The sequence below is a fragment of the bacterium SCSIO 12741 genome (assembly GCA_024398055.1).
Taxonomy (GTDB): domain Bacteria; phylum Bacteroidota; class Bacteroidia; order Flavobacteriales_G; family Salibacteraceae; genus SCSIO-12741.
In genome coordinates this window covers 4,359,299-4,383,727 of record CP073749.1, presented here as the reverse complement: position 1 = coordinate 4,383,727, position 24,429 = coordinate 4,359,299, and the positions used below count along the sequence as shown (strand labels likewise).

The following is a 24,429-nucleotide window of genomic DNA, read 5'->3' as shown; positions in this document are numbered from 1 at the left end:
ACACTAATCTTTGTGGTGCGTGAGTGGAGTAGAAGTCGACTTGGATTCTTCATTCTGCGCATTCTTTTCGGCCTCTTCGGCCTCTTTGAGACGCTTTTGCATCACTTGGTCTGCGATGTACAAACCTATACCACCAAAGATGAGACACATGGAAAAGTAGGCCACGTCATCATTTATGCCTGTATACTGATCGAGGAAGTTGCCGACTAACAACCCTACACCAACACCACCAGCAATGAGGGCAAACTTGAGCATGAGGCCTTTTTTCTTGGGAGGTTCAACCATGTCTTTGGGGTTAAATCCCATTTCGATCATTTTCATTTTTTCAGCGTTCTCATATCTTCTGAGAAATACGATCATAACAAATGAGGCCAATGAGATAATAATGGGTAACGAAACTGCAATAACTCCTTCCATAGGATTCGATTTTTAAGTGTTTGCCCATTAGACACCAGCTTAGGAAGAGAGGTTACAGGATTTTGAATTTTTTTTTGCGATTGGCTTGTCTATACCTCTATATACAACTTGGCTGATTTTTAGAAAAAATGAAAGGGCACACAAAAAAATCCTAGATTAGTGTAACCTTCCCCAGCCAAAGGGTGTCTAACCCCAAAAGCGATTCGCGTTTACGTTGAACGAACAAGATTTGATACAGGGCATTCGAGCTGGTTCACCTGGGGCCATTCGCTACTTTGTGGCTCGTTACCAGCAAATGATTTTTGCACTTTGCTGCCAAATGCTTCAGCAGGAAGTATGGGCAGAAGAAGCTACGCAGGATGTTTTGCTACAGTGTATTCGAAAAATGGATCGTTACGAAGGCCGTTCTCGGTTGAGTACTTGGGTCTATCAAATTGCCCGAAACCATGCCTTAAATGAACTAAGAAAACGGAAGAGTGCACCCGAGACCTTGGAGTTTAACAGCGAAACTCACGGAAGTTTTGAGTCACCCTCCGATAAGAAAGAATTAAAGAAATGGGTGAGGCAATTCATCGGCTCATTGCCCGAGAAGCAACGGGAGTTGGTGACTTTGTTTTATCTGAATGAACTGAACCTAAAGGAAATATCTGCCCTTACCGGTGAGACCGAAGGTTCTATTAAAGTAAATTTGTTTCGGGCGCGTCAAGCGCTCAAATCTCGAATTACAGATCGGGATGCGGAACTACTAAATGATTTGCGCCATGGATAATCACCTGAGTCCGGAAGAAGTATTTGCTCTCAGCAATGAATGGGACATCCCCCAGAAGCGAAGGCTCATTATAGCCAATGTTCCCATTGTCAGGCTTTGGTGGCCGAAGAAAAAGCGCTTAACGGTTGGGTAGAACAATCCATTGTCCCCAATCGTAAAGTGGACCTGGCCGAAGCGGTACTCAACCATCTATCCCCAAAAAGGTGGGTACCCTGTCAAATGTAGGTTCCTTCGTTCCGGTTTTTCTGGGATTGGCGTTTGCCCTTTTACTGGTATATCTCATGCCTGTTGTTAAAAGCTATATACCCGTTCAAGGCCCCGAAACAAATTACTTTACCCTGGCCCTTTTTGCCATGGTGTGCCTGTTCATTTTTGATGCTCTTCGGTCTTTCTTCAAGTCCAAAGGGGTGGCTTAAGGAAAACAATCCGACTCATAAAACTTACTTTTAACCTTTTGAACCGTCACTGGTCGAGGTTTTGCGCAACTGAAGTTCCGTTTATGTTTCGCCTTTGGCGGTCGGCCTAATTTTACGCCTTCAAATATTCGCGGTATGAAAAACTCCTTTATTCTTTTGATCAACCTACTACTTCCAACTTTACTTCTGGCTCAACCTGGTTTTGAGGTTAAAGAAATTCAGAAAAAATGGGTGGGTGATCAAATGCATAACACCTACGAAGTGCTCATTCTGCAAGCGGAGAAAAAAGACGTCCTCAAGGCGATCGAACATAAAATTGAGCATGGAGGAGAGGTGAAATGCGAGGTAAACGAGTCGGCCATTTCCGCCAATTCAGTAGTGATGTCTGCTTTCTGGACCGATTCGGTGGATATTTACACCCTATCTGAAGCCGATAAATTAGGTACCCGGGTATTCTTTGCCTTTTGGATGGATACCCTGTGTCTCGGATCAGCTTCTCACCACGAATACGATGTATTTATTCGCAAGTTCATCAAAGACATTGCGCTCAGCGAATACATCAATGCCGTACAGGAGGAATTGAAAAATGAAGAAAAGAAGTTGCTCTTGATTGAAAAGGAACAGGCTAAGTTCAAAAAGGAAGAAGACAAAATTCGCCTGGAAATCAAAGAAGAGGAATTAGATGTGGTAGGTATGAAGGATGACCTGACCATCAATGAAAAAGACCGGGAAAACAAGGTAAACCAAATTCAAGATCAGAAAGCGGCGGTTGAAAAAGTGGATCCCACGGATAAGGTTTCGGCTTCAGCTGAAAAAGACAAACTCAAGACCTATAAGTCGGATTTGAAGCAACTGAAAAAGCAGTACAAGAAAATCAGCAAAAACATATTCAAAACCGAATCTGGTATTACCGATCTCAAAGAAGAGCTGGCTAAGAGCTTGAAAGAGAAGGAAGGAGTAGACAAACGCCGCAGCGACCAGTACGACTGGATTCAGAGTGTAAAAGCTAAGTTGCTCGCCGCTCAGAATGCGCTTTAGTGGTCTCGTTTTCTAAGGAGGCGAATTAGGTTGGTTAATGCTAATACAAGCAGCACTATTCCAGCAATCAGGCATAGTTTTTCCAAGATTAAAATCTCAAAGGCCTCGGCTCCCGGGTATTGGTAGTTTCTACTCCAGATGGCTTCCTTTTGATCTATGGCCCAGCTAATGGTTAGGAAGAGCCCCCCTACAATAGCTTTCAGTACAATTTGGTCAATCGATCTCATCTGACTTTGTTGGTCAAACGAAGATAACCCACCCGTCCCATTTCGGGAAAAAAGCCAGCATTTTTAGCAATCTCAATTTTTTCATTTCTAACCGGCGAAAAATTCAAAATTTTGTAACCTGATTCCAACCCAATCACGAACCCCATAAAGTAACCACCATGGTTGGAAAACAGTATAGTGGAGCTGGTAAGCTTCACGAAATCACAGAAAAAGAGCACATTTTCTTTCGCGATTTTGGATTTGAAATCGTCGCTCGTAAAGGACCTTACGTATCGTTTTACAAAACCTGGGGTAATTACCTGGACTATCACCGCGATCTGTCGGGTTGGATGGATTTTTGCCGCTACGATCCCAGTTACAAGGTGTATGAGATAGACACGGCCATTAGCCAAATTCAGCGGGAATGGATTGAACCGGGTACCCGATTTGCTTTGGTCATTGTACGCGACCTAAGAATGCTCACCGTAAATGAGCGAAAAGAAAAGGATCAGTACGGAACTTAAGCGAGAGGCTTAACCGATGTTGGTAAACACCTGCTGGCAGTCGTCATCGTCGTCGAGTTTGTCCAGCATTTTTTCGATGTCCACCATCTGCTCTTCCGAAAATTCAACCGGAGAAGTAGGGTAGCGGTTCAGGGAAGCTTTTTTAACCTCAATGTTCAGTCCTTCCAAAGCAGCTGCCAGGGAACCAAATTGGGTGTACTCACCGTAGATGTAGATCATACCCTCATTTTCCTCGATCTCTTCCAAACCGGCATCGATCAATTCCAATTCCAGTTCTTCCAAATCGTGGTCTTCGGTTTTTTCAAATTCGAAAACGGCCTTGCGGTCAAACATGAATTCCAAAGATCCGGAAGGAACGAGTGCACCGCCGGCTTTGTTAAAGTAAGAGCGAACGTTGGCCACGGTACGTGTGGTGTTGTCTGTAGCACATTCCACAAAAACCAATACCCCATGAGGCCCTTTGCCTTCGTAGTTCACCTCGGTAAAGTCACCCATGTCCTTTGAGGCCGCACGCTTGATGGCAGCATCAATGTTGTCTTTAGGCATATTCTGTCCCTTGGCGTTGGCAATTGCCGTACGCAGGGTAGCATTCATTTCCGGATCGGTTCCACCTTCTTTGGCGGCCAGGGTAATGGCTTTAGCCAGTTTGGGGAATATTCGGGACATCTTGCCCCAGCGTTTTTCTTTAGCAGCTCTTCGGTATTCAAATGCTCTTCCCATAGGGGTACTTGTTTAGCTTGTTCGAACTGCAAACATAGAAATCACGAAGTTTTTTACCAAAATCAAAGTCCTGTGATGAACGGTTTGACCGCTAATCCCTCAGAACCGCTTATCACAAATGGGTGCTTAAGGCCAAACGATCAGAAAGTTAGCAGCGTGAAATGGGAAACACTCAAAAAAACGACTTACCATGAAATCGATAATCACTGCAGCACTATTGTTGCTTCTCTCAGGGGCTATTTACTCCCAGTCTTTGCTAAAAAATCCACAAACTGGAAATCCGATTGGAACGGGAACCATTGATCAAATTAAATTGATCACCGATGGTCAGGAGGTGGTACTCATCGTAGCCGATGGGGTCAAGTTCAAATTATATGCGATTGCGCTAAATGACAACAACGTAGCAGATCGACACCAGAATCTGGTAGATTCCATTCCCAATTACACCACTAAGATCAGCGCCGCTTTGGGCGTAGGATCGGTTCATGTGATGAATATGGAAGTGAACCCACTTTCGGGCTCAGTGTATTTTTTGGTCAATGATGGCGCTCAGCGTCGGGTAATGGTGGCTACGAATGGAGGAAATGACTTGCAGATTCTCGATTTGAGCCAAGTGACTTACTGCGAAATGTCCTATTCTAATAATGGATTTACCGTGCAGGACATTACCTGGGGTAACGGTACCTTATATGTATCGTCTGGAGAGCTCTTCGGAGGATTGGTGGGAGAAGTAGCTGCAGTAAATGCTCCATTTGAGCATCAGACTCAAGTGGTTCGTAGAGCAACTACCTTGTACAAAACCAATTGGGGCGGAGGATACCACACCAATGCACCACTCGAAAAGATGGCTTATACCGAAATTAATGGACAAAGCCGTTTGATGGGGGTAACCGTTTGTGCACCTGGGTTTTCCTTCGACCCGGCAACGATTAATGGAGCTGGAGTTCTACAAGTGCACGAGCAATTTAATGTGCACAACAATTTGCCTTCAAAAGTGGTAGCAGTCAATCAAGATGGGATGCATTACCTCTACAACCTTCATCGCGATAATGGAATCAACAACCAGGTTTTGATGCGCATTGGCCAGCACTGGATTGATGGAACACCAGAGAACAACAATCAGATTAACAACAACGCGGTAAGATTACGCGACAATGCCGGACAGCCCGCTACCGGTATGACAGATTCGGATATTAAGGTGTATCCAGAAACCTACCGAACCATTTCTTTTTACGACAATCACAACTTACTGGTATTAACCTCTGATGCTACACTAAAGATGTTAAAGGTTGGGACCAAGGATCCGGTATTTACATTGAACGCTCAGGCTATCCAACAACCGATTGATGGAGTTCGGGTATACCCGAATCCGGTGAGTGACCGGTTGGAGGTGGCCTGGCCCGGATCCGATGCTCAAGTAGAGTTAATGGACCTCAAAGGCCGCGTACTTCAAAGCGAAAGCCAGGTTAGTGGTGGAAATATTCAATTCTCCTTGAAGGAGTATCCGGCGGGTCAATATATAGTTCGGATCAGTGCGGAAAACAGAACGCCCTACACGACCCAAATCATTAAGAAATAGAAACCGGGGTAAGAAAGTCGGATTGTATGGATTCGACTTTCTTTGCAGGTATTATGAAGCGAATCATCTTAATGGTCCTCTTGGCTTGTCCCATGATGATGTTAGGGCAAGAGCGAATCGAAATTTTGGACTCGGCCCGATTTGAAGTGGCCGGCAGGCTTTTGCCATCTGAGCTTAAGTATCTCTCGGAAAAGAATGATCCAGTTGCCTTTCGACGCTTTCTATCCGTCCATTGGATTGTGGATAATGTAACCGTTGATCAGCCCGTTCTGGGGCGCTACAAAATAAAAGGGCAATACCTCTGCTTCACATCGACATCCGATGCCGGATCCAACCTGACTTTTGAAGTTCGGTTGCAAAGTCGGGGAGAGGAATTTAGAAAACGATTCAAGTCACCGCCACAACCGGAGCTTAATCCTTTCGCACCACAGGTTTTGGCCCATTATCCAAGTGCTCAGGCTATTCCTGAGAACACTTTGCTTTTTTACCTCAAGTTCGACCAGCCGATGGATCCGGATGTATTTGACCTGAAGGAGGTTAAAATACTGGATAGTTTGGGCCTGGATCGTCCCTTGGTTTGGCGGCACAAAGTAGCCTGGAATGAAGATTATACCGTTGTGGCTTTGATGCTTCATCCGGGCCGGGTAAAAAAAGACATTCGCTATTTGGATGAGTACGGTGAAATCTTTTATCCAGGTGAAAGGGTCACGTTACAATTGGGAAAAGCCTTTCAGGGCGTCAACAATCGTTGGGCTGAGTGCTCCTATGCCATTACTTATACCATTACCGAATCCGATACGCTGTTGCCAAGTATTGAGGAATTTCAAAAAGGTCCGGTCAAGCCTGGAAGTAAAGAGGCTGTATCCGTTCGTTTTTCTGAACCCATGTGCTATGGGAGCCTTTTAGAAGGATTGCAACTAACCTCGGCTCAAGGGGAGGTTATTCAAGGAACATTTCAGTCTGAGCAGGAAGAACGAAGTTGGAGCTTTACTCCCGATGCACCCTGGGAAATTGGAAACTACCTTTTCATTCTTCCTGAATTGACCGCAGATTTGGCTCAAAATCAGTTAGATCGTCCTTTTGAAAGTACCAACCTGGAGCAAATGAAACGCAGACAGGAATCGGTGCTGCTGCGTTTCAGGGTAGAGTAGTGCTAAAACTCATAAGAGGCATGGGTCCACTTAAGTTTATCTCTGGCAATAAGGATGATTCTATCGCCTTCGATGTGCATTCCGCTTCTTGGACGGATATCCAGCTTGGTGTCTTTTTCTGTCCCAATTACTTGTCGATCGAAATCTCCTTCTGAATCGACCTCAGCCAACATGAGTGGAATTTTTTTCCGGGTGTTTACCGTAATCGTTTCGTTTTTCGGTTTCTTTAGGTTTTCCTCCAAATCGTGGTAGATGTAGTACATCTTATCATCAGTATATCCATAGACGAAAGAGGAATTGGAGCCACCATCGTTTTTGGTGTACTGGCTTTTCGGAATTCTCGACATCCAGTTAAGTTCCATGTTTTTGCTAAATGACCAGGTCATGATTTCACCATACTTGTAGTGATTTGTAGTGGTGGTGTTACCGTTGGCATCGGTACTTTGAGTTTGCCAGTAGCGGTATTTTTCCAGAATGTACACATAGTCATCACCGCGCTCAATGAATCCTCTCCAAACCATGTTGCTGAGTTCATAAATCACGTCACGTCCTTTTTTAGCGGCTTTTTTCTCGGCCTTCTTGCGGATTTTATCAGCCTGCTTGGTAGGAGTAAGCTCGAATACCTGGTCCTCGGATAAGTGGATAAATTCAAATTCTCCAATCTTACCGTTGCCACCTTCCTTGGCAAAGAAAACTCCGCCCATACTGGAACTGTATATCTTGGAGTATACACCGGCAATGGCTACTTTATCGTTCTCATCCACCAAAACACTAATGTCGTTTACGTATACCTGACCCACCTCGAGGTATTGATGATCCAAAGGAGAACCTTTGTCGTCAAATTCGATCAGGGTAAAGAGTCTGGGAGTGATTTCATCTTCATCCACATCTTCCTGCACTTCGTCGTCCTCATCGGTTCCTACCCAGCGAGATTTTAGGAAGAGGATGCGTCCGTCTGAAAACCAGGAAAAATCGGTGTAGTAGTTAATTTCAATGTGCTCTTCGCGGTCATCTTCTACCAAGTCTGCTTTGTAAAGCTCTTGCATTTCATTGTTGTATACTTTGAGATGGTGGGTCAGATCTTCCCGTTCAAATTTTCCCCTTTCCGGAGAAGTGAAGTAGGAAATGGCCATCTTGGTAGCATCGGGTGATACTTTAACCAGAATGTCCTCGTAGCGGAATTTACCAATGAAGTCTATGTCCATAAACTCTTCGGGGCCGCTGGTTTGCATGGTACTCAAGTCATATATCTGGTAGTAGAGGTGGAAGGTTTCTTCGTCTTTGTCCTTGAATCGGGTAAAAACCACGAGACGATCTCCCATCCAGCGAAAGCGGGGCTCGGTGAATTTTCCAGGTGCACTTTCGTGTTTGTAGGTAAAAGTCTCACGAGCTTCTTCCTTCATGTTTAAGTCACGACGGATGAGGGTAAACTCACCATCTGCGCGGTGATAACTGTAGTACTTTCCTTCATACAGATTGTCGTTCCAGCCTTCCCGTTTGGGATCTTCAAGGATTTCGGACCAGCTAAGCTTTTGGCCGAAGCCCGGGCCAGATAAAATTATAAGGAGTGAGAATAAAGCAAGTTTAAGGATGAAAGAGTTTCTTCTGCCTAAGGCAGGTACGTGAAATAGAGCATTCATCAGGAGAGGAAATTGGGTTAATTACTTAATTAGTTGTGACTAATCTAAATAAATTCAACCAATGGTCTAATTGCTTCCCAAAAAATCTTTCCCGCTTACAACGTCGATGCCGTGATGCCCAGCTTTTGCTCCAGCCAACTTTTGTAATGAATAAAATCCCCGCCATCGGGAGTAGGAGGTGCTTCATAGCCATTGGGGTACAACCGCTCATACAACCATCGGTATTGTTGCTCATACTCTAGCAATGGAGCCTTACTAATTCGTGAAAAGAAACTGAGAACATGCGGTACACTTGGGTCTTTAATAGGCCACTTTTTGAGATACCGTCGGGTGCTGTCTACGAAATAGCGTAGCACGAAGAGGTTTTGCAATTCCAGGTGAATCATCAGATTTAGGAATCGTGCATTGACCTGAACATCGGGGCGCACCTGTCGGTGTTTGCTTTGAAGCACCAGATTCACCCATTGAAGGGCCTGGGAAAATTTACCTCGCTTAAAGTATATATACGCCAGCTGAAAGCGAAAGGAGAAGAGGTAGTCCAGCGGCATTTTATAGGTTTTGCTGATCACAAAGTCCTCGATGTGTTGAATATCGATATCCGCATTTTCCTGTTCCCGGTAAATCTCGAGTTCTATGTTGTAAGTTCTGAGCATCTGCTTGAGCACGGTTCGATTCTCGCTCCGGCTTTTTACCTTTTGATAAACCTGCTGCGCTTTACGAATCCAACTCATGGCCTGATCGTAGTCCTGGTTAAACACATAGTAACTCACCACATTATTCACACTTCCAGCGTATAGCGAAGGCGCTTCAATAATTCGATGAGGGTATTTTTCCATACGATCGATCAGTTCGTGCATCGATTGTAGGGCCTGTTTACTTTGGTTTTGAAGAATGCTTTTAAAATAGAGAGCGTTGTAATGCATGGTGGCCGCATCCTCGGTAAGAGCGTTTTCCGGAGCTTCCAAGAGTTGTTCGTAAGGAACCGGACTATCACTATTTTCCATTATGGAGCGGGAAACGCCCACGATGAGTTCCATGTATTGGTGCTGGTTTTCCAATTGTTTTAACGCCTGTTCCTGCTGCTTAAGCGTTGCTTGAAACTGGGCATATTGGTGAGGGTTTTGATTCTGCTGCAATTTTCGCTGCCAGTCATAGATTTCATACAATCCCGCGGTCAATTCATATTTGAGAGCCAGTTTCTCCGCTTTTTTCAACTCCTGATCACATAATTGGTACAGTTCTTTATTGAATAGGATTTCTACATTGCGCAGCAAATCTTTGAGCTCTGCCTGCTTACTTAAGTGGTGGTGGTAGTTGCGTAGGCTTTTTAGCAGCAGCTTGTAGAGGTAGTTCTTTGTAACCGAAAGTTGGTTGAGAAAGGTCTCTCCTTCAAACAACTGGCGAATGGCGCCCTCATCATATTCGTTTTGTTGCTCAATGGCTCGAAACAACCGAAGATAGTTGTCTCCATTTTTTTGCCGGGTGCAATCCAGGACGAAATACCGCTTTTCACTCTGATTGAGGGAGTGAATTAAGGAAAATAGAACTTCCTTTTTTTTCATTTAAAACTTAATTATTGGGCGTAATAAATTCACTTATTGAGCAAGTTATTGGTAAAAATATTAAAATTAGAAATTTAAGTTTTTGGATTTTTTGATTTGCCGTCGCGAATCACCCCATCTACATTCGTAGAGAAATAATGCTAATTCTTAAAATCTATTTCTAATGGCTAATGTGATTAACTGGTTCGAAATTCCAGCTAAAAATTTCGATAGAGCTTGCAAATTCTATGGTGCAGTATTGGATGGACCTGTACAAGAAATGGAAATGAACAGCCCAGATGGAGGAGACTTCAGAATGGGATTTCTTCCAGGATCTGAACCTGGCGTTGTTGGCGGAGCCGTAGTTACCGGCGAAGGTATGGAGCCTGGCTCAAGCGGTGCCTTGGTTTATCTTAATGGAGGAGATGATCTAAGCATTCCTTTGGGACGCGTTGAGGCCGCTGGTGGAACCATAACAATTCCTAAAACTTCGATTGGGGAGAATGGATTTTTTGCTCAATTCATGGATCCGGAGGGTAACCGCATTGCCTTTCATTCTATGGGATAAGAGGAAAACGAAGAGCAGGAAGTAATTCTCGTTCAATTTTTCTTGCTTCACCGTTTAAAAATCGCTCTTTACCCAAAGACATTTCGATTTAACTTAGCGTTCACCGCTGCTTCGGTAGCGGTGAACTTTTAATTATCTGATTCACTATGGCTACCCTCAGCAAAGACACTTTCACCTTTCTCAAGACACTTAAGAAAAACAACAACCGTGAATGGTTTATGGATAATAAACCGACCTATCAAAAGGTACATCAGGAGTTTATCGAGTTCATTGATGAATTGATTCGGGAGATTGCCAAATTCGATCCTTCCATTTCTCATCATTCGGGTAAGGCGGCAGCCTTCCGCATTTACCGAGATGTTCGATTTTCTAAGGACAAGTCGCCGTACAAAACGCATTTTGGCGCTCATATTACGGCCGCTGAGAAAAAGTCAGAGATTCACTCTCGTGCGGGTTACTACATCCATATTGGACCGGGAGAATCTATGCTGGCCGGTGGAGCCTACATGCCCGAATCCAAATGGATCAAATCCATTCGGGATGATATCGCTCATGATCCGGATGAGTTTAAAGCCATCATTCAAAACAAAACCTTCAAAAAATACTTTGGCGAACTGGAAGGAGAGAAGCTTAAAACGGCTCCTAAAGGCTTTGCCAAAGATCACCCGGAAATTGAGCTTCTACGGTACAAAAGTTTCCTGGCTTCGCATCAAATGGAGGATAAATTGGTGACTTCGGCCGATTTTCTGAAACACTGTGCATCCGTCTTCAAAGGACTCAAACCTTTGGACGATTACCTGAATCGTTCCCTCATTTCCTGATTATCAGGAAACTAATAATAAGGGAAGACTTCAATTCTTGGAAGATTTTCGCGTGGGTGTAAAAAAGAATTGTGCATAACCCGTTTTTATCTTCTGCCTGGGCATAAAAAACTCCCTATTTTTGCAAAAATTTTGGAGAACAATTCATGCCGGTTGAAGCCACCGAAAAGTTAGATAAGAAAGTAGGGAAGGAGTTGTACGACTACCAACACGAGGCGATGGAACGCATTTTCGATCGACTTCGTGATAAGAAAGAGAAGTACAACTTGCTGTATCAGCTACCTACCGGGGGAGGAAAAACGGTAATTTTCTCTGAAATCGCCAAGCAATACATTCGCGAAACGGGAAAAAAAGTACTCATTCTAACCCATAGAATTGAGCTTTGTGCCCAGACATCCAACGTGTTAAGCGAGTTTGAGGTTCCTAATAAAATCATCGACAGCAAGGTAAAAGAGCTACCCGACCAGGAAAGTTATTCCTGTTTTGTGGCCATGGTGGAAACGCTCAACAACCGCTTAAACGATGATGTGTTTGAAGTGACGAATGTTGGCTTGATCATCGTGGATGAGGCTCACTACAACTCTTTTAGAAAGCTGTTTAAGTTTTTCGAAAATGAGATGATTCTGGGCGTTACAGCTACTCCGCTTAGCTCCAATATCAAGCTTCCGATGAAGGATAACTACGATGAACTAATTGTAGGAGATTCCATTGGTACCTTGATCAAAAAGAGCTTCCTGGCTAAAGCATCTACTTTTTCTTACGATGTAAACCTCAAATCCCTTTCGGTAGGTATCAACGGGGATTACACCGTTCGATCTTCCGAACGCCTATACACCAATTACCTGATGCAGGAAAAGCTTTTGGATGCATATGAGGAGCGTTCCAAGGGCAAGAAAACATTGATCTTTAATAATGGTATCAACACGTCCAGAGAGGTTTATGAGTCCTTTAGCAATGCCGGTTATGACGTTAAACACCTGGATAATACCAACTCATCCAAAGAGCGAAAAGAAATATTGCAGTGGTTTAAAGAAAAGCCGGATGCGATTTTGACCTCTGTAGGAATTTTGACCACTGGATTTGATGAACCAACGGTGGAAACCATCATTCTGAATCGGGCTACAAAGTCTTTGACGCTTTATCACCAGATGATCGGTCGGGGTTCTCGTATTTTGCCTGGGAAGTCTGAGTTTACGGTAATCGATTTGGGTAACAACGCCTACCGTTTTGGTAAGTGGGATGCTCCAGTTGATTGGCACGATATCTTCCGAAATCCTAATCTATACCTGGAAAGCCTGGCTTCGGATGAAGATATTCAGCGCAACTTCAAGTACATCATGCCGGATGAGATCAGAGAAAAGTTTGCCAAGTCAGAGAGCATTGAGTTTAACATCAAGGAAGAGTATAAGCGGGTTATTCAAAGTGGTCAGCGTCCTCGGGTAGCTATCGATAATTCTATTGAGCAGCATACGCAGATTTGTGTAGAGAACTCGGAGGATATGTTCGACGCGCTTCAATTGGCAGAGCACCTGTACGACGATATACGCGATCGGGTCAAGCATTATTGCCATTGCATCAGTAAGAGTACGACCAACTTTATGGACTGGATGACAGAAGATTACCAGCGTAAGTTGAAGTACAATCTTCGTCGTCGTTTCTAAGTTTATAGTACTTCTCTAATCTTTTAGCAAGATTTCAGATTGGGCCAGAGCTTGAGGGTTAACCTCGTTTAGGCTATGGAAAAAGGCGCACCTATCAAATAGATTGGAAGGAGCGATTATGGTGATTTGCTCCATCGAATGATTTTGTAGCCTATCGTTTAGATTTTCCAGAAGGATAGTGGCACCCTGCTCATCCAGAGAATTAATGGCCGATAAATCGATGATAAGGCTTTTTGCGGGGGAAGCCTTCAATTTCTGTAAAAGATGGGTTAAATGCTCCCCATTCCAATCTTCCTGCGAGCTTGATACCGTCAATCGAGCTTTGGGCTCTTGGATGCTAATGGTGGACTTCTCAACGGGCAAGGTCTTGCTAATGGCTTTACCGTCAGCCGTTATACGGATTCCGGCCAGAATGATATCGTCGGTCTGCTCGTTATCGCCTTTCCAATTCCACAGTTGTTTTTCTACTTGGGCTTGCTGCTCCTGAATTGGCATTTGGCTGATTTCCAAGGTGAGTTGTTTAAGTCTTTTGGCGGTAAACTTCTTGTTTTTGCTTCCGCCGAATTGATCCTTGATTCCATCGGAGAATAGGAAGAGTTCTGCCTCGCTTTCCAAGCTTATTTCCTGGCAACGGAAGGTATGTGCCCCTAAGCGCTCTGTTTGCAACGATCGATCACCGGTTAGGTATATGGGGCTGCCACTTTTCGGATAGAGGTAGGCGTTGGAGTTCATTCCGGAGTAATACAGGGAGTTGTAGCCTTCAGGAATAGCAATCAGTGAAATGTCAAATCCATCGCGAAGTTGCCCTGATTCTCCCAAAGACTCTTCCAGTGTGCGATACAGGCGCTTAAGCAATCGGGGGGAGAAGGGCAGGTTTCTTTTTCAATGGCCTCGTTGAGCGCAGCTTGGCAGAATAGGGTGATAAATGCAGCCGGAATTCCATGTCCCGTACAATCGACCATGGCTAGGAAGTGAATTCGCTGTTGAAACCCTCGTGCTTTGAATTCTACATTTTCATACCAAAGAAAATCACCGCCAACCACATCTCTCGGTCTTGACCACAGGAAGGAATTTGGAAAATGCTTCTTCAACCGAAGTTCGGCATCCAAAATGGCACTTTGAATACGGTGAGCATAGTTGATGCTGAGCATGAGCTCATCGTTCTTGGTCTCAATCACGTTCTTCTGCTTCCGAATCCGGCGGTTCATGTTTCGGGTCCGGCGATAGAGCCAGAAGATCCAGATGAGCATCAAGTAGCCAATAACAAAGGTGATGATTATATTTCGCTGGCCTTTTTGAATGATTCCGAGCATGTCTTTTTCGGGAACCAATACGCCAAAGGTGATGGCATTTTCATCATTGAGTTTCATCGACCGCATCCGACACCACCAACGAGTACCTTCAAAGGTGATTTCAAACAGGGCTGAGTCCTGCTCGTTTTCAGAAAATCGATCGTAGCAGGCGCCAAACAGCGGTAACCCCGCGTCTTCGGGCTTTTTGAGCAGTAAGCGATTCAGGGTATCTGAGGCCAAATCACGGGCCATGTGGGGAAGTCCCATGAATTGCCCGTTTTTACCCAAAATGAAGAATTGTCCGTTTTCAGAAACCTTCAGGTGTGAGGTGAAGTCCGATATAGCACTTAATGGAATGTCATAGGCAAGGACAGCAAAATTGGAAGCACGACCGGGAATGACACGACTAACTGTTATTCCTGGTACCCCGGTCCAAAACAATTGATGAGGCTCGCTCATAAACAAGGGGGCAGACACGGGCCTGCTCAAGGCTCCCTGATACCAACTTTGTTCCCGAGGATCGTAATCTGCACTATCCTGGTGAGAAATAACCTTGTTGGTTGGTTTGAAATTGAGCGTAAGGTGGTTGTTAGGGCTGTTTCCTTTAATGGTGCGGGTTATGAGCAGATTTTCGGTTTCAGTGAGTAAAAATTCGAGGGAGTCAGAAGCTATACGAATACAGGTGATTCGATCGGTTTGGTGCAATACTGGAGTCATCAAACTTCGCAGCTGTTGTTCATCGCCTACATCCAAGAGTGGGTAAACGCCGGGAAATTGCTCTTTGACCAGGTCGAAGGATTGCCAAACGGGTTGCATAAACCGAGAAACGGTTTCTTCCGGTGTACTGGCGATTTCACTAAGAATTTTTCGAGAGTTGTTTTGAACCGACCATCTGCTTTGAAACAAAACATAAAACAGGGCAAAGCCAAACAAGGTCAAGGCAAGGTAGGGCGAGGATCGTTCGAAGGTTTTTCCAAATGAACTCATCTCGGCCAAATGTAATACAATTGAGAGGCAGCACCCTCAGTTAAATGCGGTCAAAGTGCAGGGATTCTTCTGCTCATTCCATTATTTTGTGGTTCTATATTTTTACCCCATATCGGATACACAACGACATGAATTTCAGCTACTGGGAACAAAAGGAATGGATTGGAAAACCCGATCTCGTGGTTATCGGGAGTGGAATTACGGGTCTGTCGGCTGCCTATTTTGCCAAAAAACAACATCCCGACTGGCATATTCTGGTTTTGGAAAGAGGTATGCTACCTTGGGGAGCAAGTAGTCGCAATGCGGGTTTTGCTTGTTTTGGTTCCTTGGGTGAATTGCTGGATGATCTGAATCACCATGACCCGGAAGAGATAAAACAATTGGTGCTTCAGCGTTACCAGGGCCTTCAAGGATTGCTATCCACGTTTGGAACAGACCGGATCGGGTTTCATCGATGGGGTGGGTATGAATTATTCAGAGATTCGGAGGCCTGGGAAGAAGCTCTTGCCAATCGGGAGCGGATTAATGATTGGCTGAAGTATGACTTGGGCCCGGAATTGTTTCGCCAGACTGACAACACCTTTGGTTTTTCTGGTATTCAGGGACTGCTTTTTAATCCCCTCGAGGGACAACTGGACACGGGGAGGTTAATGCAATGCCTCTTGGAAATGGTTCAGCGATCGGGCATATTGGTTTTGAATGGAGCACAAGTGGAGGAGTGGAGTGAAAACCCTTCACAGGTCACCATTTCGGTGCAGGGTCATCCAGATATTCAAGCTTCGCGGGTACTTATTTGTAGCAACGGGTTTGCGCAATCCTGGTTAGGTGATTCGGTTCAGCCCGCCAGGGCTCAGGTTTTGGTAACTAAACCGATGCCCCATTTGAATATCCAGGGGACCTTTCACCTGGATCGAGGCTACTACTATTTTCGGAATATTGACGGTCGAGTATTGCTCGGAGGCGGTCGCCAACTGGATAAACAAGGGGAAACTACCACTGAAATGGTAACAACAGATCTCATCCAGTCTGACTTGAGAACATTGATGAACGAGGTCATTCTTCCCGGGCAGAAATGGGAATTGGAACGTTCCTGGTCTGGAATTATGGGGGTGGGGAGTAGTAAGTCACCTTGGATAGCACCTGTCTCTGATCGGGTGGGGTGCGCGGTCCGTTTAGGGGGAATGGGCGTAGCCCTGGGAATGGAGACTGGAAAGAGGGCTGCCCTTTTGGCCGGGGAACTCGGTTAGGTTGTTTACCTTTAGCCTGATTGAGAAATAACGAATATGAAACCCATTGAAGCTTCCCTGGATTCCAATGAACCCAATTTCAAAACACATCTCTACATCGATGATCATCATCTGTTGGCCGACGAGCCTGAAGAAAAGGGAGGAGGTGAATTAGGACCTACACCGTTTCAGTATTTGGCCGGTTCATTGGCTTCTTGTACAGTGATCACGCTTAAAATGTACCTCAATCACAAAGGCTGGGAATATGGCGCAGTTACGGCCAAAGTTTCTCGTCCTTCCGATGAAAAAGGTCCTCAAAACCGGTTTGATGTACACGTGATCATTGAAGGCGATTTCGATGATAATCAATGGGGAAGGTTAAATCGAGTAGCTGGGCGCTGTCCCGTCCATAAGGTGCTGGAGCATGGAATGGAAATAAACCTTCATCTAAGCCCCGGTCTTCAGTCATAATCCTAAAATCTGTTTTCCATCTTGAAAGTACAAATTCTCTTGGGGGCAATGGTCCTTTTATTGGTCACCAGTTGCTCTACCACCCGGGTAATTAAACCCTTAGAAAAAGGGGAGTGGCGTATTGCCGCTGATGCAGGAGGTCCCTTTGCGGCTAACACACCCATTCCGCTCACCAGCATTTCTGCGGCACATGGCCTTACAGACAAGGTTAGCCTTTTTGGAGGTTTGCACACTTCAGCCTTATCCTTCAATACCCTTCAATTGGATTTAGGAGCAAATTTTGGTTTGCTTCAACCGCAGGGATGGCGGCCCGGAATTAGTGCGAACCTCGTTATCAATCCCATGGTTGCTTTTAGAAATGGATCCTTCCGAATCTATCCGGAAACTACCGTTAATGCCTACTGGACCGTTTGGAAGAAGAGTCAGATCTATTTGGGTTTTACCCAATGGTATGACTGGCACCTGCTGGAAACTGAATTGGATAAGTCTACTTTTTTCCATCCTAACCTACAAGTGGGGTATCAGTACGAAGCCAAAAAGTGGGTCCTGGGCGCAGAATACAAATGGTTAAACTTCAATAAGAAATTACTCATCCCTCAAACCAAGGTCAATTCTATTGGAGGTTATGGAGGATACGGTATTTACTTGAAAGTGGCTTATCGTTTTAATCGAAAGGAGATAGGTGATGCTCAATAAGATGAAGATTTTAATGGTCGCTACTTTAGGGTTTTTGTGGGGCTGTAACAACGATGTGGACCAACTCATGCTAAAGGGAGAGCCTGGTGAATACAAGTTTACCAATGCCGAGCTAAGTAATCGTTTCGTAGATGAAAGTCTGGTGCATCGGTTTCAGGTTACTTCCAACTACCAGGGAAGTAAAGCACAATTGGAGTGTGTGTACCTCGGTGATCTGGGGTTGATTAGCCAGGATACCATCATTCTCTATTTGCACGGCAATGCACCAAACATGGATGACTATTGGCAACGAGCTGCTGATTTTGCTAATATCGGTGGCCAACACCGGTTTGGGGTTATGATGTTTGATTACCGCGGATTTGGTAATTCAGAAGGAAAGACCGAACACATCAAAACCATGTTGGCTGATGTGGATGCTTGTATGCTTTGGCTCAAGGAACATGGCCTTACCCAGGATCGTTTGCTACTTTATGGTCATAGTTTGGGAACCATGCCAGCAGCAGAGGCAAATGCCTTTTCGGATGTTATGCGAACTCCCTGGATGGTATTGGAAGCACCACAAACCACGGACGATGTGTTGCTGCAAGATGCCACGGGTAGCCTAAGTCTTTCAGCCACTTATGTAACCGATTTTGGTTACGATATTCCTTCGGCCTTGGGAGAATTTCAAAAGCACTTCCTATGGATTCATGGTACGGCAGACGATGTGGCTTCCTACCCCAATATGCTCCATGTTTATGAAGGTTATAAGAACCCCCTCAAGGATGCAGTGATCGTAGAAGGTGCAGGTCATGAAGTGGTCGATGAGATGGGTTTTGAGCCTTGGGAAAGCAAAATGCTTGAATTATTGCGAAAATAATTTTGGATATAATGCGCTGTTATTTAGTGTGTTATTTGTTTTTTGCGAAAAAGTTGTGAAGTCCATGTAACTTTTTCTTCCGTAGAGGGACTATCCTATTGTGACTCCTCAAGAAAAATACAAGCAGCAGTTTACCGAACAATATCGAGAAGTACATGCCAAGTTCTTAAGGTATTGTGAAGTATTGACCGGAGAACCCGAATCGGCAAGAGATCTTCTGTCAGATTCGGTACTGGTAACGCTGGAGAATTACCACAAAATCAAGAAAAAAGATGCCTTTTTATCCTACCTCATTGGAGTAGCTCGCAACCGCTTTTCAAAACATTTGAGGCATAAGAATAAATGGGAATCCATAGAAACCGGTAGAGTAGGAGATGCCCAGGATTCAGGAGCCGATCCATCCTTGCAAGCTGATGTGCGATTTCTCCATGAAGCCCTGAACCAATTGCCGGAAAAACAAAGAGAGGCCCTGATTTTATTTGAGCTATCTGGCTTTTCTCAAAAAGAAATTCAAGCTATTCAAGGCGACAGCCTCTCGGCTGTGAAGGCCCGAATTGTTCGTGGACGGGAAGCTTTGAAGCAATTATTAATCGAAAAAAAATCCGTAGCATGAGCCATTCATTGGACCACTATTTTGAGGCTGGCCGGGCCAGCTTAAAAGCAGAAATGTCATTGGACGAGGTGGATAACCTAATTGCCGGCGCCGCCATTGCTGGTGGGGCTGTAAGCCTTTTGGGGTGGATAAAACCGCTAACGGCGGTTGTGTTAACCTCTGCTGCCGGTGGAGCACTTTGGTTGGGTATTCAGACGAATCAACCCGAACCTACGCCTCCTTTAAAAGAAAATCCCATTATGGTTCAACCTGAAGAACAGACCGACAGCTTATTGGTTTTTCCTCAGGACACCCCGCCACCGGTGGAAACGAACATTAAACCCATATTGGAGCCCCTGGATACAGAAGCGAAATCCCCCACACCGGTTACTGATGATTCCCCCATTCAGGAACCTGAAACCCAGGAGGCTCCAACCCCACAACCCGAAGCGGAAGAACAACCGCCCACTAAACCAGATGTGCTGGACGAACCTGTACCCATACCCGAAGAAATTTTGGAATCGTTGGAAGAGGTAGAACTTCCCGAATTACCTGAATTACCGGAGCTGCCCGATGTGCCTGAACCGCCGACTCCACCTGCACCTCCGGCACCTGGACTCTGGGATGAACATGCCGTATCCACAACAACGGTGATCCATTCTTCAGGAATTTTTGTAGAAAATCACCATGAGCATGATGAATTGCATCACAACTCCAACTTCTATTTTGAGATTTCAGGAGATGAGTCAGAAATCGATTTGGAAGAATTGGTTCGAACCATGGAAGATTACAACCTGGAGTTGCAATTCAAACCGCTGAAGTATGATAAGGCTGGCCAAATTCGAAAAATTGGTCTCAACTTAAGGGGAGATGACTCCCACCACGTCATCAAAACGGATTCATTTGGTAAAATCATCATCTCCTTTGACTACACGGAAGAATCCGGACCATACAACATTCATGTAAAAGTGCATGGAAACGATGATTGCACTTGTGACTAAGGAAAAAAGAACCTGTGTTTATTAGCGAAGGGCTTTTCACCGGCCGCATACTTCGGTGGAGAGTTCTTTGCTAATTAGTGGATCAACGAATCACCTTTACGCTATCGATAAACAGGTCGTCAATAGGCCAATCCTTGGAATCGGTTTCCACATGGGTAAGCTTGGGAACTACCGAATACCCGGAAATAATTTCTCCAAAAACCGTGTGCTGGCCATCAATATGAGCTGCTCCCTGGTTCTCTCCTAAGTAGTAATCCCGCTGAGTTTTGGTGTATTTGTATCCGTTTGTTTCCTCGTATTTGGCTAAGGTAGGTTCGTTGTATCGGGTGCCTTCAACGAAATAAAAACGGTGCGAATCTGAGCGTTTTTCTGGATTGTCTTTGTAGTGACGCGCCGCACCCAAGGCTCCTTTTTTGTGAAAATGGTGTTTGTGAAATTCGGGTGGAATGGTGTATTTCCCGATTTCGCGTTTGATTGCCTGCTGTTCATCGGTATGCGTGGCTCCTCCCTGAGCAATAAAGTCGGGGGCTACTCGCATAAATACGCTCCCGTTGTAAAAGCCCTTCTTAGCCCAAAGTAGAAAGCTGGCTCGGTGCAAAGGCGTGTCTTTGTAGAGTCGCACCCGCACCTTTCCAAAAGTGGTATAGATGTCTACAATGGTCTCAGGATTCTCTTTGCCATATTGAGTCAGGCGTTCCACCACATTGCCGTTGTTGATCCAACCGCGTGGCTTTTTGGGTTTGGGCTTTGGCTTTGGTTTAGGTTGAACAACCTTCTTTTTAGGCGGGGCAGGTTTTTCTTCTGGTTTAGGTTCTTCTGAGCAAGACCAAGCCAGCGCAGGAATCAATATGAGGAGCATCCATTTCTTCATGCCCCAAAAGTAGAACCGAAAATGCAATTGTCAATCTCCAATCTCCAATCTCGAATCTCGCATCTCGCATCTCGCATCTCGTTTCTCCTTTCTCGCATCTCATTTTAACCCTTTTAAGTCCCAGAATTACCTTTCTTGCCCGGTTGCTGCTGTAGACCTTTGTTCCTTCAAAAGAAAAGTAAGATGAAAACAAGAGGAATATTGTACCAACAACCGGCTAAAAATGATGTTCAATTTATCGTATCTCCTCGAGTGAGAGAGGAGCTAAAACCCCTGGTCTTTTTTGATGCTGGAAAATTTACCCAGGAGGGCAATGGATTTAAGGTGGGATTTCATCCGCACTCAGGCATTGGAATTATTACCTATTTCGAAGGAACGGATCTTCATCACCGGGATAGTGGAGGACATGAAGGAGTTATTCAAGATGGAGGTGCACAATGGATTCGTTCCGGTGGTGGGGTATGGCACGAGGAGGGATATCAACGTAAACCTGGTGTAGAGGGCACATGGACCGGAGCGATTCATCAATTGTGGTTACAGTTACCGCCGGAATGGGAGGAAAGTGAAGTAGAGTATGGTCAATTGAGCAAAGAAGATATTCCCTCGAAAGACCAAGTGAAGGTTTTGGTGGGCAATTACCAGGGAGTTCAGGGAAGGTTAAATCCGCCTGTAAATATGACTTACCTGGATGTAACCTTGAGTCCTGAAGAAAGCTGGTCTTTTGAAACTCCGCCGAATCAAACGACGGGATTCATTTTTGTTCGAGAGGGAGATCTACTCATTCAGCAAGAGGAATTGGCTCAAGGTGGAATGGCCGTTTTGGAGCATAATGAGGGGAAAATGGAGCTTATGGCTGGAGCTCGTAAAGCTAAATTCGTTGTGGTTTTGGCCAAGCTGTCACCCTGGCCAACCATTGCTTCAGGCGGGCAAATTCATACGGATCATGAAGCGTTAAACCGCAGTTTAGAAAGAATCCGTAACATTGGTCGGAATTTGCTTTAATGAACCCGGAAGAACTTACTTTTTTTAGCTCGAAAGATACTGGACAAGGCCTGCCTTTTGCCATTGTGGATCATACCACGCTGATGCAATCGGACGATATTTTTGTGCCTTCCTTGCGGGATTTTCACGTGTTGTTTTGGTTTAAAAAAGGGGGAGGTAAATACTACGTCGATTTTAAAGAGTACGAATTTGAGCCGGATACACTGCTCTTGCTTTCTAAAGATCAGCTGCAGTATTTTGAAGAGTTTGATCGCAATTCCTGTGAGATTCAATCCATCGCTTTTGTTCCCGATTTCATTTACCGCAACGACAACGATATCCGGCATTTGTTTCAATTCAACATGGGAAGTCCCTTGGTTGGCGTTCAGGTGTTGAACATCGGGCAGAGGGAGAAGCTGTTGTTAGAACAATTCTCGGATCAAATGAAAATGATTTTTCGGGAGTGGGAGGGGGAAACCCGTGAAGTTGGATTCTACCATGCTCTTTGTCTGTTTCTTACCGTTTGTGAACGATTGCAAGATCCTCTGCTTAATGCTCAGGAGGAATTTGATGAGGATTCCAAAATGCTTTGGCGGTTCACCCGTTTTTTAGAGAAGCACTTTCGAACGGAGTTTAAGGTGGATTTTTATACAGAAAAGCTTCAAATTCATCCCAAACTTTTAGCACGGTTGACCCGAGAGAAATTCCGACTTTCACCCAAGGCTGTTATTGATCAACGTAGGATGCTGGAAATCAAAAGGCAGCTTCGTGGAAGTTCAAAACCTGCTAAAACCATAGCCTACGAACTGGGTTTCGGGGAGCCTACGAACCTATTTAAGTACTTTCGAAAGCATACCGGAATGACGCCGCAGGAGTTCCGTATTTCCAATTAGTCTCATTTTTACCCTTTCTTGTCCCTTTTCTACCTTGATCGAGGTTGGTGTATTCAGGTTCTTTGTTTCCACAAAACATTAGAATCATGGCAGCAGATTTTTTACAGGACAAAACCAACAAGATTTTACTAAGAATGAGTATTCCCATTAGTTTGGGAATGATTTCAACGATTCTCTTTCAGGTCGTGGATACCTATTTTGTTGGGCAATTGGGAACCCGAGAGCTCACAGCTTTGGGTTTTGCATCTACGGTCTATTTCCTTTTGGTGGGTCTTTACATTGGTGTTTCCGTAGCCGTGTCCATTCAAGTGGGACGCCTTGCTGGTGAAGGGCAGGGGAGCAAGGCCCACAGGGCAGCCTTAATTGGTATGGCTGTATCCTGGGTGCTGTCATCCCTGTTTTCCATTCTTGGGTTGTTTAGCATCGACCCCTTGTTTGGCCTATTGGGGGCCACACCCGATCTGATTGAACCCATACGAGAATATTTAATTCCTATGTATTTAGGCTTGCCTATTCTGGCCATAGCCATGGCAGGAGGGGCTGTACTTCGATCCAATGGCTTTGTTCGAAGTCCTGAAATAATCTTTGGAGTAGGGGGGATCATCAATGTGATTCTCGATTACGTGCTCATTTTTGGTACCGGACCTTTTCCTGAAATGGGTATTCAGGGAGTAGCTGTAGGTACGGTAGTCTCCTGGATTGTGATGTTGGTTTTGGTATTGATCTACTTGGTAAAAAGCCGATTAATCAATTTCCAAGGATTATTCGGAACCGAGACTGGCGTATTGCTCAAGGAGCTATTGGCTTTGGCAGTACCCACCGGAGTTACTCAATTGGTAGGACCATTCACCTTGTTGTATGTTACCTTCCTTTTGGGACAAGAAACTTCCGAAGCCGTGGCTGCATTTGGGGTGGCTGGGCGAATCGAAACGCTTATGATGATCGGAATCATGGCGGTTTGTACCGCTTCAACACCATTTATTGCCCAGAATCTTGGAGCTCAAAAACACGAACGTATCGATGAAGCAGTCATCTTTGGAGGAAAATCAGCCTTTTACCTTGGCTTTTTGTTGATGATTGTGATGGTAGTGGCAGTGGGACCTATTGCACGTATATTCAGTGATGACCCTGCCATAATTGGTTACACCAAAACCTATTTCTACTGGGTGAGCCTATCCTATACCTTTTATGGTTTTTACCTCATAACGGCTTCTATTTTCAACGGACTTCAAATGCCCAAAAAGGCCATGCGCATAGTCTTGGTTAAAACGCTTGGCTTCACCATCCCATTGGGGCTGATAGGAGCCTATTTTGGTGTACTCGGAATTTTCATTGGCCTGGCACTAAGCAATGTTGCAGGAGGAATCTATGCCGCCTACCTGATGAGAAAGCAGCTCAAAATGGTCAATTCTCCTTTGGCCCAAAAGAACCCGGTAGAATCCTACCGCGATGATTTGGTATCCATCGCTTCAGGTGTTGCAGCACTGGTTAAAAGAAAGGGATAGGTCT

Annotated in this window: 27 protein-coding genes; 19 read left to right on the top strand and 8 right to left on the bottom strand. The window is 44.9% G+C overall.

Annotated features, from left to right (window positions below; all coding sequences use genetic code 11):
• Nucleotides 1-3: 3 nt before the first annotated feature.
• Nucleotides 4-417, bottom strand: a complete 414-nt coding sequence (locus tag KFE98_18680; protein ID UTW62012.1) for a hypothetical protein — start codon at nucleotides 415-417, stop codon at nucleotides 4-6.
• A gap of 214 nt (nucleotides 418-631) precedes the next feature.
• On the opposite strand from KFE98_18680, the gene KFE98_18675 reads away from it, so the two are divergent.
• From KFE98_18675 to KFE98_18660, 4 genes are all read left to right on the top strand, one after another.
• Nucleotides 632-1,186, top strand: coding sequence for a sigma-70 family RNA polymerase sigma factor (locus tag KFE98_18675; protein ID UTW62011.1), 555 nt, complete (start codon nucleotides 632-634; stop codon nucleotides 1,184-1,186).
• Complete coding sequence (locus KFE98_18670) at nucleotides 1,179-1,319, top strand: hypothetical protein (GenBank protein UTW62010.1); 141 nt, start codon at nucleotides 1,179-1,181, stop codon at nucleotides 1,317-1,319. Before KFE98_18675 ends, KFE98_18670 begins: the two co-directional genes overlap by 8 nt.
• Nucleotides 1,320-1,389: 70 nt before the next feature.
• Entirely contained in the window at nucleotides 1,390-1,602 is a 213-nt protein-coding gene (locus tag KFE98_18665; protein UTW62009.1) for a hypothetical protein, read from the top strand.
• 135 nt (nucleotides 1,603-1,737) lie between these two features.
• Nucleotides 1,738-2,640 (top strand): hypothetical protein, encoded by a 903-nt coding sequence (locus tag KFE98_18660; protein UTW62008.1) that lies wholly within the window; start codon nucleotides 1,738-1,740, stop codon nucleotides 2,638-2,640.
• Here KFE98_18660 and KFE98_18655 read toward each other — a convergent pair.
• Entirely contained in the window at nucleotides 2,637-2,867 is a 231-nt protein-coding gene (locus KFE98_18655) for a hypothetical protein (GenBank protein UTW62007.1), read from the bottom strand. The genes KFE98_18660 and KFE98_18655 overlap by 4 nt on opposite strands.
• 158 nt (nucleotides 2,868-3,025) lie before the next feature.
• On the opposite strand from KFE98_18655, the gene KFE98_18650 reads away from it, so the two are divergent.
• A complete protein-coding gene (locus KFE98_18650) occupies nucleotides 3,026-3,370 on the top strand; it encodes a hypothetical protein (protein UTW62006.1) in 345 nt (114 codons plus the stop codon).
• Nucleotides 3,371-3,379: 9 nt separating this feature from the next.
• Here KFE98_18650 and KFE98_18645 read toward each other — a convergent pair whose 3' ends face one another.
• On the bottom strand, nucleotides 3,380-4,090 hold the full coding sequence (locus KFE98_18645; protein ID UTW62005.1) for a YebC/PmpR family DNA-binding transcriptional regulator: 711 nt from the start codon (nucleotides 4,088-4,090) through the stop codon (nucleotides 3,380-3,382).
• Nucleotides 4,091-4,280: 190 nt separating this feature from the next.
• Between KFE98_18645 and KFE98_18640 the strand changes: the two genes are divergently transcribed.
• Both KFE98_18640 and KFE98_18635 read left to right on the top strand, forming a co-directional pair.
• The gene (locus KFE98_18640) at nucleotides 4,281-5,669 is read left to right on the top strand and encodes a T9SS type A sorting domain-containing protein (protein ID UTW62004.1); all 1,389 of its coding nucleotides are present in this window, start codon (nucleotides 4,281-4,283) and stop codon (nucleotides 5,667-5,669) included.
• 26 nt (nucleotides 5,670-5,695) lie between these two features.
• Nucleotides 5,696-6,820: a hypothetical protein gene (locus KFE98_18635; GenBank protein ID UTW62003.1), complete on the top strand. Its 1,125-nt coding sequence runs from the start codon at nucleotides 5,696-5,698 to the stop codon at nucleotides 6,818-6,820.
• Between the two features lie 2 nt (nucleotides 6,821-6,822).
• Here KFE98_18635 and KFE98_18630 read toward each other — a convergent pair whose 3' ends face one another.
• Both KFE98_18630 and KFE98_18625 read right to left on the bottom strand, forming a co-directional pair.
• Nucleotides 6,823-8,460 carry a hypothetical protein gene (locus KFE98_18630; GenBank protein UTW62002.1) on the bottom strand — a complete coding sequence of 546 codons (1,638 nt, stop codon included), beginning with the start codon at nucleotides 8,458-8,460 and terminating at the stop codon, nucleotides 6,823-6,825.
• Between the two features lie 95 nt (nucleotides 8,461-8,555).
• On the bottom strand, nucleotides 8,556-10,022 hold the full coding sequence (locus tag KFE98_18625) for a hypothetical protein (GenBank protein ID UTW62001.1): 1,467 nt from the start codon (nucleotides 10,020-10,022) through the stop codon (nucleotides 8,556-8,558).
• Nucleotides 10,023-10,185: 163 nt separating this feature from the next.
• Between KFE98_18625 and KFE98_18620 the strand changes: the two genes are divergently transcribed.
• The 3 genes from KFE98_18620 to KFE98_18610 all read left to right on the top strand — a co-directional run bounded on the left by KFE98_18620 (nucleotide 10,186) and on the right by KFE98_18610 (nucleotide 13,051).
• Nucleotides 10,186-10,569 carry a VOC family protein gene (locus KFE98_18620; protein ID UTW62000.1) on the top strand — a complete coding sequence of 128 codons (384 nt, stop codon included), beginning with the start codon at nucleotides 10,186-10,188 and terminating at the stop codon, nucleotides 10,567-10,569.
• A gap of 146 nt (nucleotides 10,570-10,715) precedes the next feature.
• A complete protein-coding gene (locus tag KFE98_18615; protein ID UTW61999.1) occupies nucleotides 10,716-11,390 on the top strand; it encodes a DUF2461 domain-containing protein in 675 nt (224 codons plus the stop codon).
• 146 nt (nucleotides 11,391-11,536) lie between these two features.
• Nucleotides 11,537-13,051 carry a DEAD/DEAH box helicase gene (locus KFE98_18610; GenBank protein UTW61998.1) on the top strand — a complete coding sequence of 505 codons (1,515 nt, stop codon included), beginning with the start codon at nucleotides 11,537-11,539 and terminating at the stop codon, nucleotides 13,049-13,051.
• A 15-nt stretch (nucleotides 13,052-13,066) separates the two neighbouring features.
• Here the strand turns inward: KFE98_18610 and KFE98_18605 are convergent, their stop codons facing one another.
• Nucleotides 13,067-13,906 (bottom strand): SpoIIE family protein phosphatase, encoded by an 840-nt coding sequence (locus tag KFE98_18605; GenBank protein UTW61997.1) that lies wholly within the window; start codon nucleotides 13,904-13,906, stop codon nucleotides 13,067-13,069.
• The gene (locus KFE98_18600; GenBank protein UTW61996.1) at nucleotides 13,825-15,330 is read right to left on the bottom strand and encodes a cache domain-containing protein; all 1,506 of its coding nucleotides are present in this window, start codon (nucleotides 15,328-15,330) and stop codon (nucleotides 13,825-13,827) included. The genes KFE98_18605 and KFE98_18600 overlap by 82 nt, the downstream gene beginning before the upstream one ends.
• A 128-nt stretch (nucleotides 15,331-15,458) precedes the next feature.
• Here KFE98_18600 and KFE98_18595 point away from each other — a divergent pair, with 128 nt between their 5' ends.
• The 6 genes from KFE98_18595 to KFE98_18570 all read left to right on the top strand — a co-directional run bounded on the left by KFE98_18595 (nucleotide 15,459) and on the right by KFE98_18570 (nucleotide 20,175).
• Nucleotides 15,459-16,577 carry an FAD-binding oxidoreductase gene (locus KFE98_18595; protein ID UTW61995.1) on the top strand — a complete coding sequence of 373 codons (1,119 nt, stop codon included), beginning with the start codon at nucleotides 15,459-15,461 and terminating at the stop codon, nucleotides 16,575-16,577.
• 36 nt (nucleotides 16,578-16,613) lie between these two features.
• Entirely contained in the window at nucleotides 16,614-17,027 is a 414-nt protein-coding gene (locus KFE98_18590) for an OsmC family protein (GenBank protein ID UTW61994.1), read from the top strand.
• A gap of 48 nt (nucleotides 17,028-17,075) precedes the next feature.
• Complete coding sequence (locus KFE98_18585) at nucleotides 17,076-17,723, top strand: hypothetical protein (protein UTW61993.1); 648 nt, start codon at nucleotides 17,076-17,078, stop codon at nucleotides 17,721-17,723.
• Nucleotide 17,724: 1 nt separating this feature from the next.
• On the top strand, nucleotides 17,725-18,582 hold the full coding sequence (locus tag KFE98_18580; protein ID UTW61992.1) for an alpha/beta fold hydrolase: 858 nt from the start codon (nucleotides 17,725-17,727) through the stop codon (nucleotides 18,580-18,582).
• A 100-nt stretch (nucleotides 18,583-18,682) separates the two neighbouring features.
• Nucleotides 18,683-19,195: an RNA polymerase sigma factor gene (locus KFE98_18575; protein ID UTW61991.1), complete on the top strand. Its 513-nt coding sequence runs from the start codon at nucleotides 18,683-18,685 to the stop codon at nucleotides 19,193-19,195.
• Entirely contained in the window at nucleotides 19,192-20,175 is a 984-nt protein-coding gene (locus KFE98_18570; protein ID UTW61990.1) for a hypothetical protein, read from the top strand. The genes KFE98_18575 and KFE98_18570 overlap by 4 nt, the downstream gene beginning before the upstream one ends.
• An 82-nt stretch (nucleotides 20,176-20,257) precedes the next feature.
• Here the strand turns inward: KFE98_18570 and KFE98_18565 are convergent, their stop codons facing one another.
• Nucleotides 20,258-21,046: a peptidylprolyl isomerase gene (locus tag KFE98_18565; protein UTW61989.1), complete on the bottom strand. Its 789-nt coding sequence runs from the start codon at nucleotides 21,044-21,046 to the stop codon at nucleotides 20,258-20,260.
• Between the two features lie 183 nt (nucleotides 21,047-21,229).
• On the opposite strand from KFE98_18565, the gene KFE98_18560 reads away from it, so the two are divergent.
• From KFE98_18560 to KFE98_18550, 3 genes are all read left to right on the top strand, one after another.
• Nucleotides 21,230-22,048 carry a pirin family protein gene (locus KFE98_18560; protein UTW61988.1) on the top strand — a complete coding sequence of 273 codons (819 nt, stop codon included), beginning with the start codon at nucleotides 21,230-21,232 and terminating at the stop codon, nucleotides 22,046-22,048.
• Entirely contained in the window at nucleotides 22,048-22,920 is an 873-nt protein-coding gene (locus KFE98_18555; protein UTW61987.1) for a helix-turn-helix transcriptional regulator, read from the top strand. Before KFE98_18560 ends, KFE98_18555 begins: the two co-directional genes overlap by 1 nt.
• Before the next feature lie 86 nt (nucleotides 22,921-23,006).
• Nucleotides 23,007-24,425 (top strand): MATE family efflux transporter, encoded by a 1,419-nt coding sequence (locus KFE98_18550; GenBank protein ID UTW61986.1) that lies wholly within the window; start codon nucleotides 23,007-23,009, stop codon nucleotides 24,423-24,425.
• Nucleotides 24,426-24,429: the final 4 nt, after the last annotated feature.

Bases quoted from the DNA above. Each gene is read 5' to 3' on its own strand.
- KFE98_18670 (UTW62010.1), top strand. From the start codon at position 1,179: ATGGATAATCACCTGAGTCCGGAAGAAGTATTTGCTCTCAGCAATGAA.
- KFE98_18615 (UTW61999.1), top strand. From the start codon at position 10,716: ATGGCTACCCTCAGCAAAGACACTTTCACCTTTCTCAAGACACTTAAG.
- KFE98_18620 (UTW62000.1), top strand. From the start codon at position 10,186: ATGGCTAATGTGATTAACTGGTTCGAAATTCCAGCTAAAAATTTCGAT.
- KFE98_18595 (UTW61995.1), top strand. From the start codon at position 15,459: ATGAATTTCAGCTACTGGGAACAAAAGGAATGGATTGGAAAACCCGAT.
- KFE98_18630 (UTW62002.1), bottom strand. From the start codon at position 8,460: ATGAATGCTCTATTTCACGTACCTGCCTTAGGCAGAAGAAACTCTTTC.
- KFE98_18650 (UTW62006.1), top strand. From the start codon at position 3,026: ATGGTTGGAAAACAGTATAGTGGAGCTGGTAAGCTTCACGAAATCACA.
- KFE98_18570 (UTW61990.1), top strand. From the start codon at position 19,192: ATGAGCCATTCATTGGACCACTATTTTGAGGCTGGCCGGGCCAGCTTA.
- KFE98_18660 (UTW62008.1), top strand. From the start codon at position 1,738: ATGAAAAACTCCTTTATTCTTTTGATCAACCTACTACTTCCAACTTTA.
- KFE98_18550 (UTW61986.1), top strand. From the start codon at position 23,007: ATGGCAGCAGATTTTTTACAGGACAAAACCAACAAGATTTTACTAAGA.
- KFE98_18680 (UTW62012.1), bottom strand. From the start codon at position 417: ATGGAAGGAGTTATTGCAGTTTCGTTACCCATTATTATCTCATTGGCC.
- KFE98_18600 (UTW61996.1), bottom strand. From the start codon at position 15,330: ATGAGTTCATTTGGAAAAACCTTCGAACGATCCTCGCCCTACCTTGCC.
- KFE98_18585 (UTW61993.1), top strand. From the start codon at position 17,076: ATGGTCCTTTTATTGGTCACCAGTTGCTCTACCACCCGGGTAATTAAA.
- KFE98_18655 (UTW62007.1), bottom strand. From the start codon at position 2,867: ATGAGATCGATTGACCAAATTGTACTGAAAGCTATTGTAGGGGGGCTC.
- KFE98_18590 (UTW61994.1), top strand. From the start codon at position 16,614: ATGAAACCCATTGAAGCTTCCCTGGATTCCAATGAACCCAATTTCAAA.
- KFE98_18640 (UTW62004.1), top strand. From the start codon at position 4,281: ATGAAATCGATAATCACTGCAGCACTATTGTTGCTTCTCTCAGGGGCT.
- KFE98_18565 (UTW61989.1), bottom strand. From the start codon at position 21,046: ATGAAGAAATGGATGCTCCTCATATTGATTCCTGCGCTGGCTTGGTCT.
- KFE98_18635 (UTW62003.1), top strand. From the start codon at position 5,696: ATGGATTCGACTTTCTTTGCAGGTATTATGAAGCGAATCATCTTAATG.
- KFE98_18610 (UTW61998.1), top strand. From the start codon at position 11,537: ATGCCGGTTGAAGCCACCGAAAAGTTAGATAAGAAAGTAGGGAAGGAG.
- KFE98_18580 (UTW61992.1), top strand. From the start codon at position 17,725: ATGAAGATTTTAATGGTCGCTACTTTAGGGTTTTTGTGGGGCTGTAAC.
- KFE98_18560 (UTW61988.1), top strand. From the start codon at position 21,230: ATGAAAACAAGAGGAATATTGTACCAACAACCGGCTAAAAATGATGTT.
- KFE98_18625 (UTW62001.1), bottom strand. From the start codon at position 10,022: ATGAAAAAAAAGGAAGTTCTATTTTCCTTAATTCACTCCCTCAATCAG.
- KFE98_18645 (UTW62005.1), bottom strand. From the start codon at position 4,090: ATGGGAAGAGCATTTGAATACCGAAGAGCTGCTAAAGAAAAACGCTGG.
- KFE98_18555 (UTW61987.1), top strand. From the start codon at position 22,048: ATGAACCCGGAAGAACTTACTTTTTTTAGCTCGAAAGATACTGGACAA.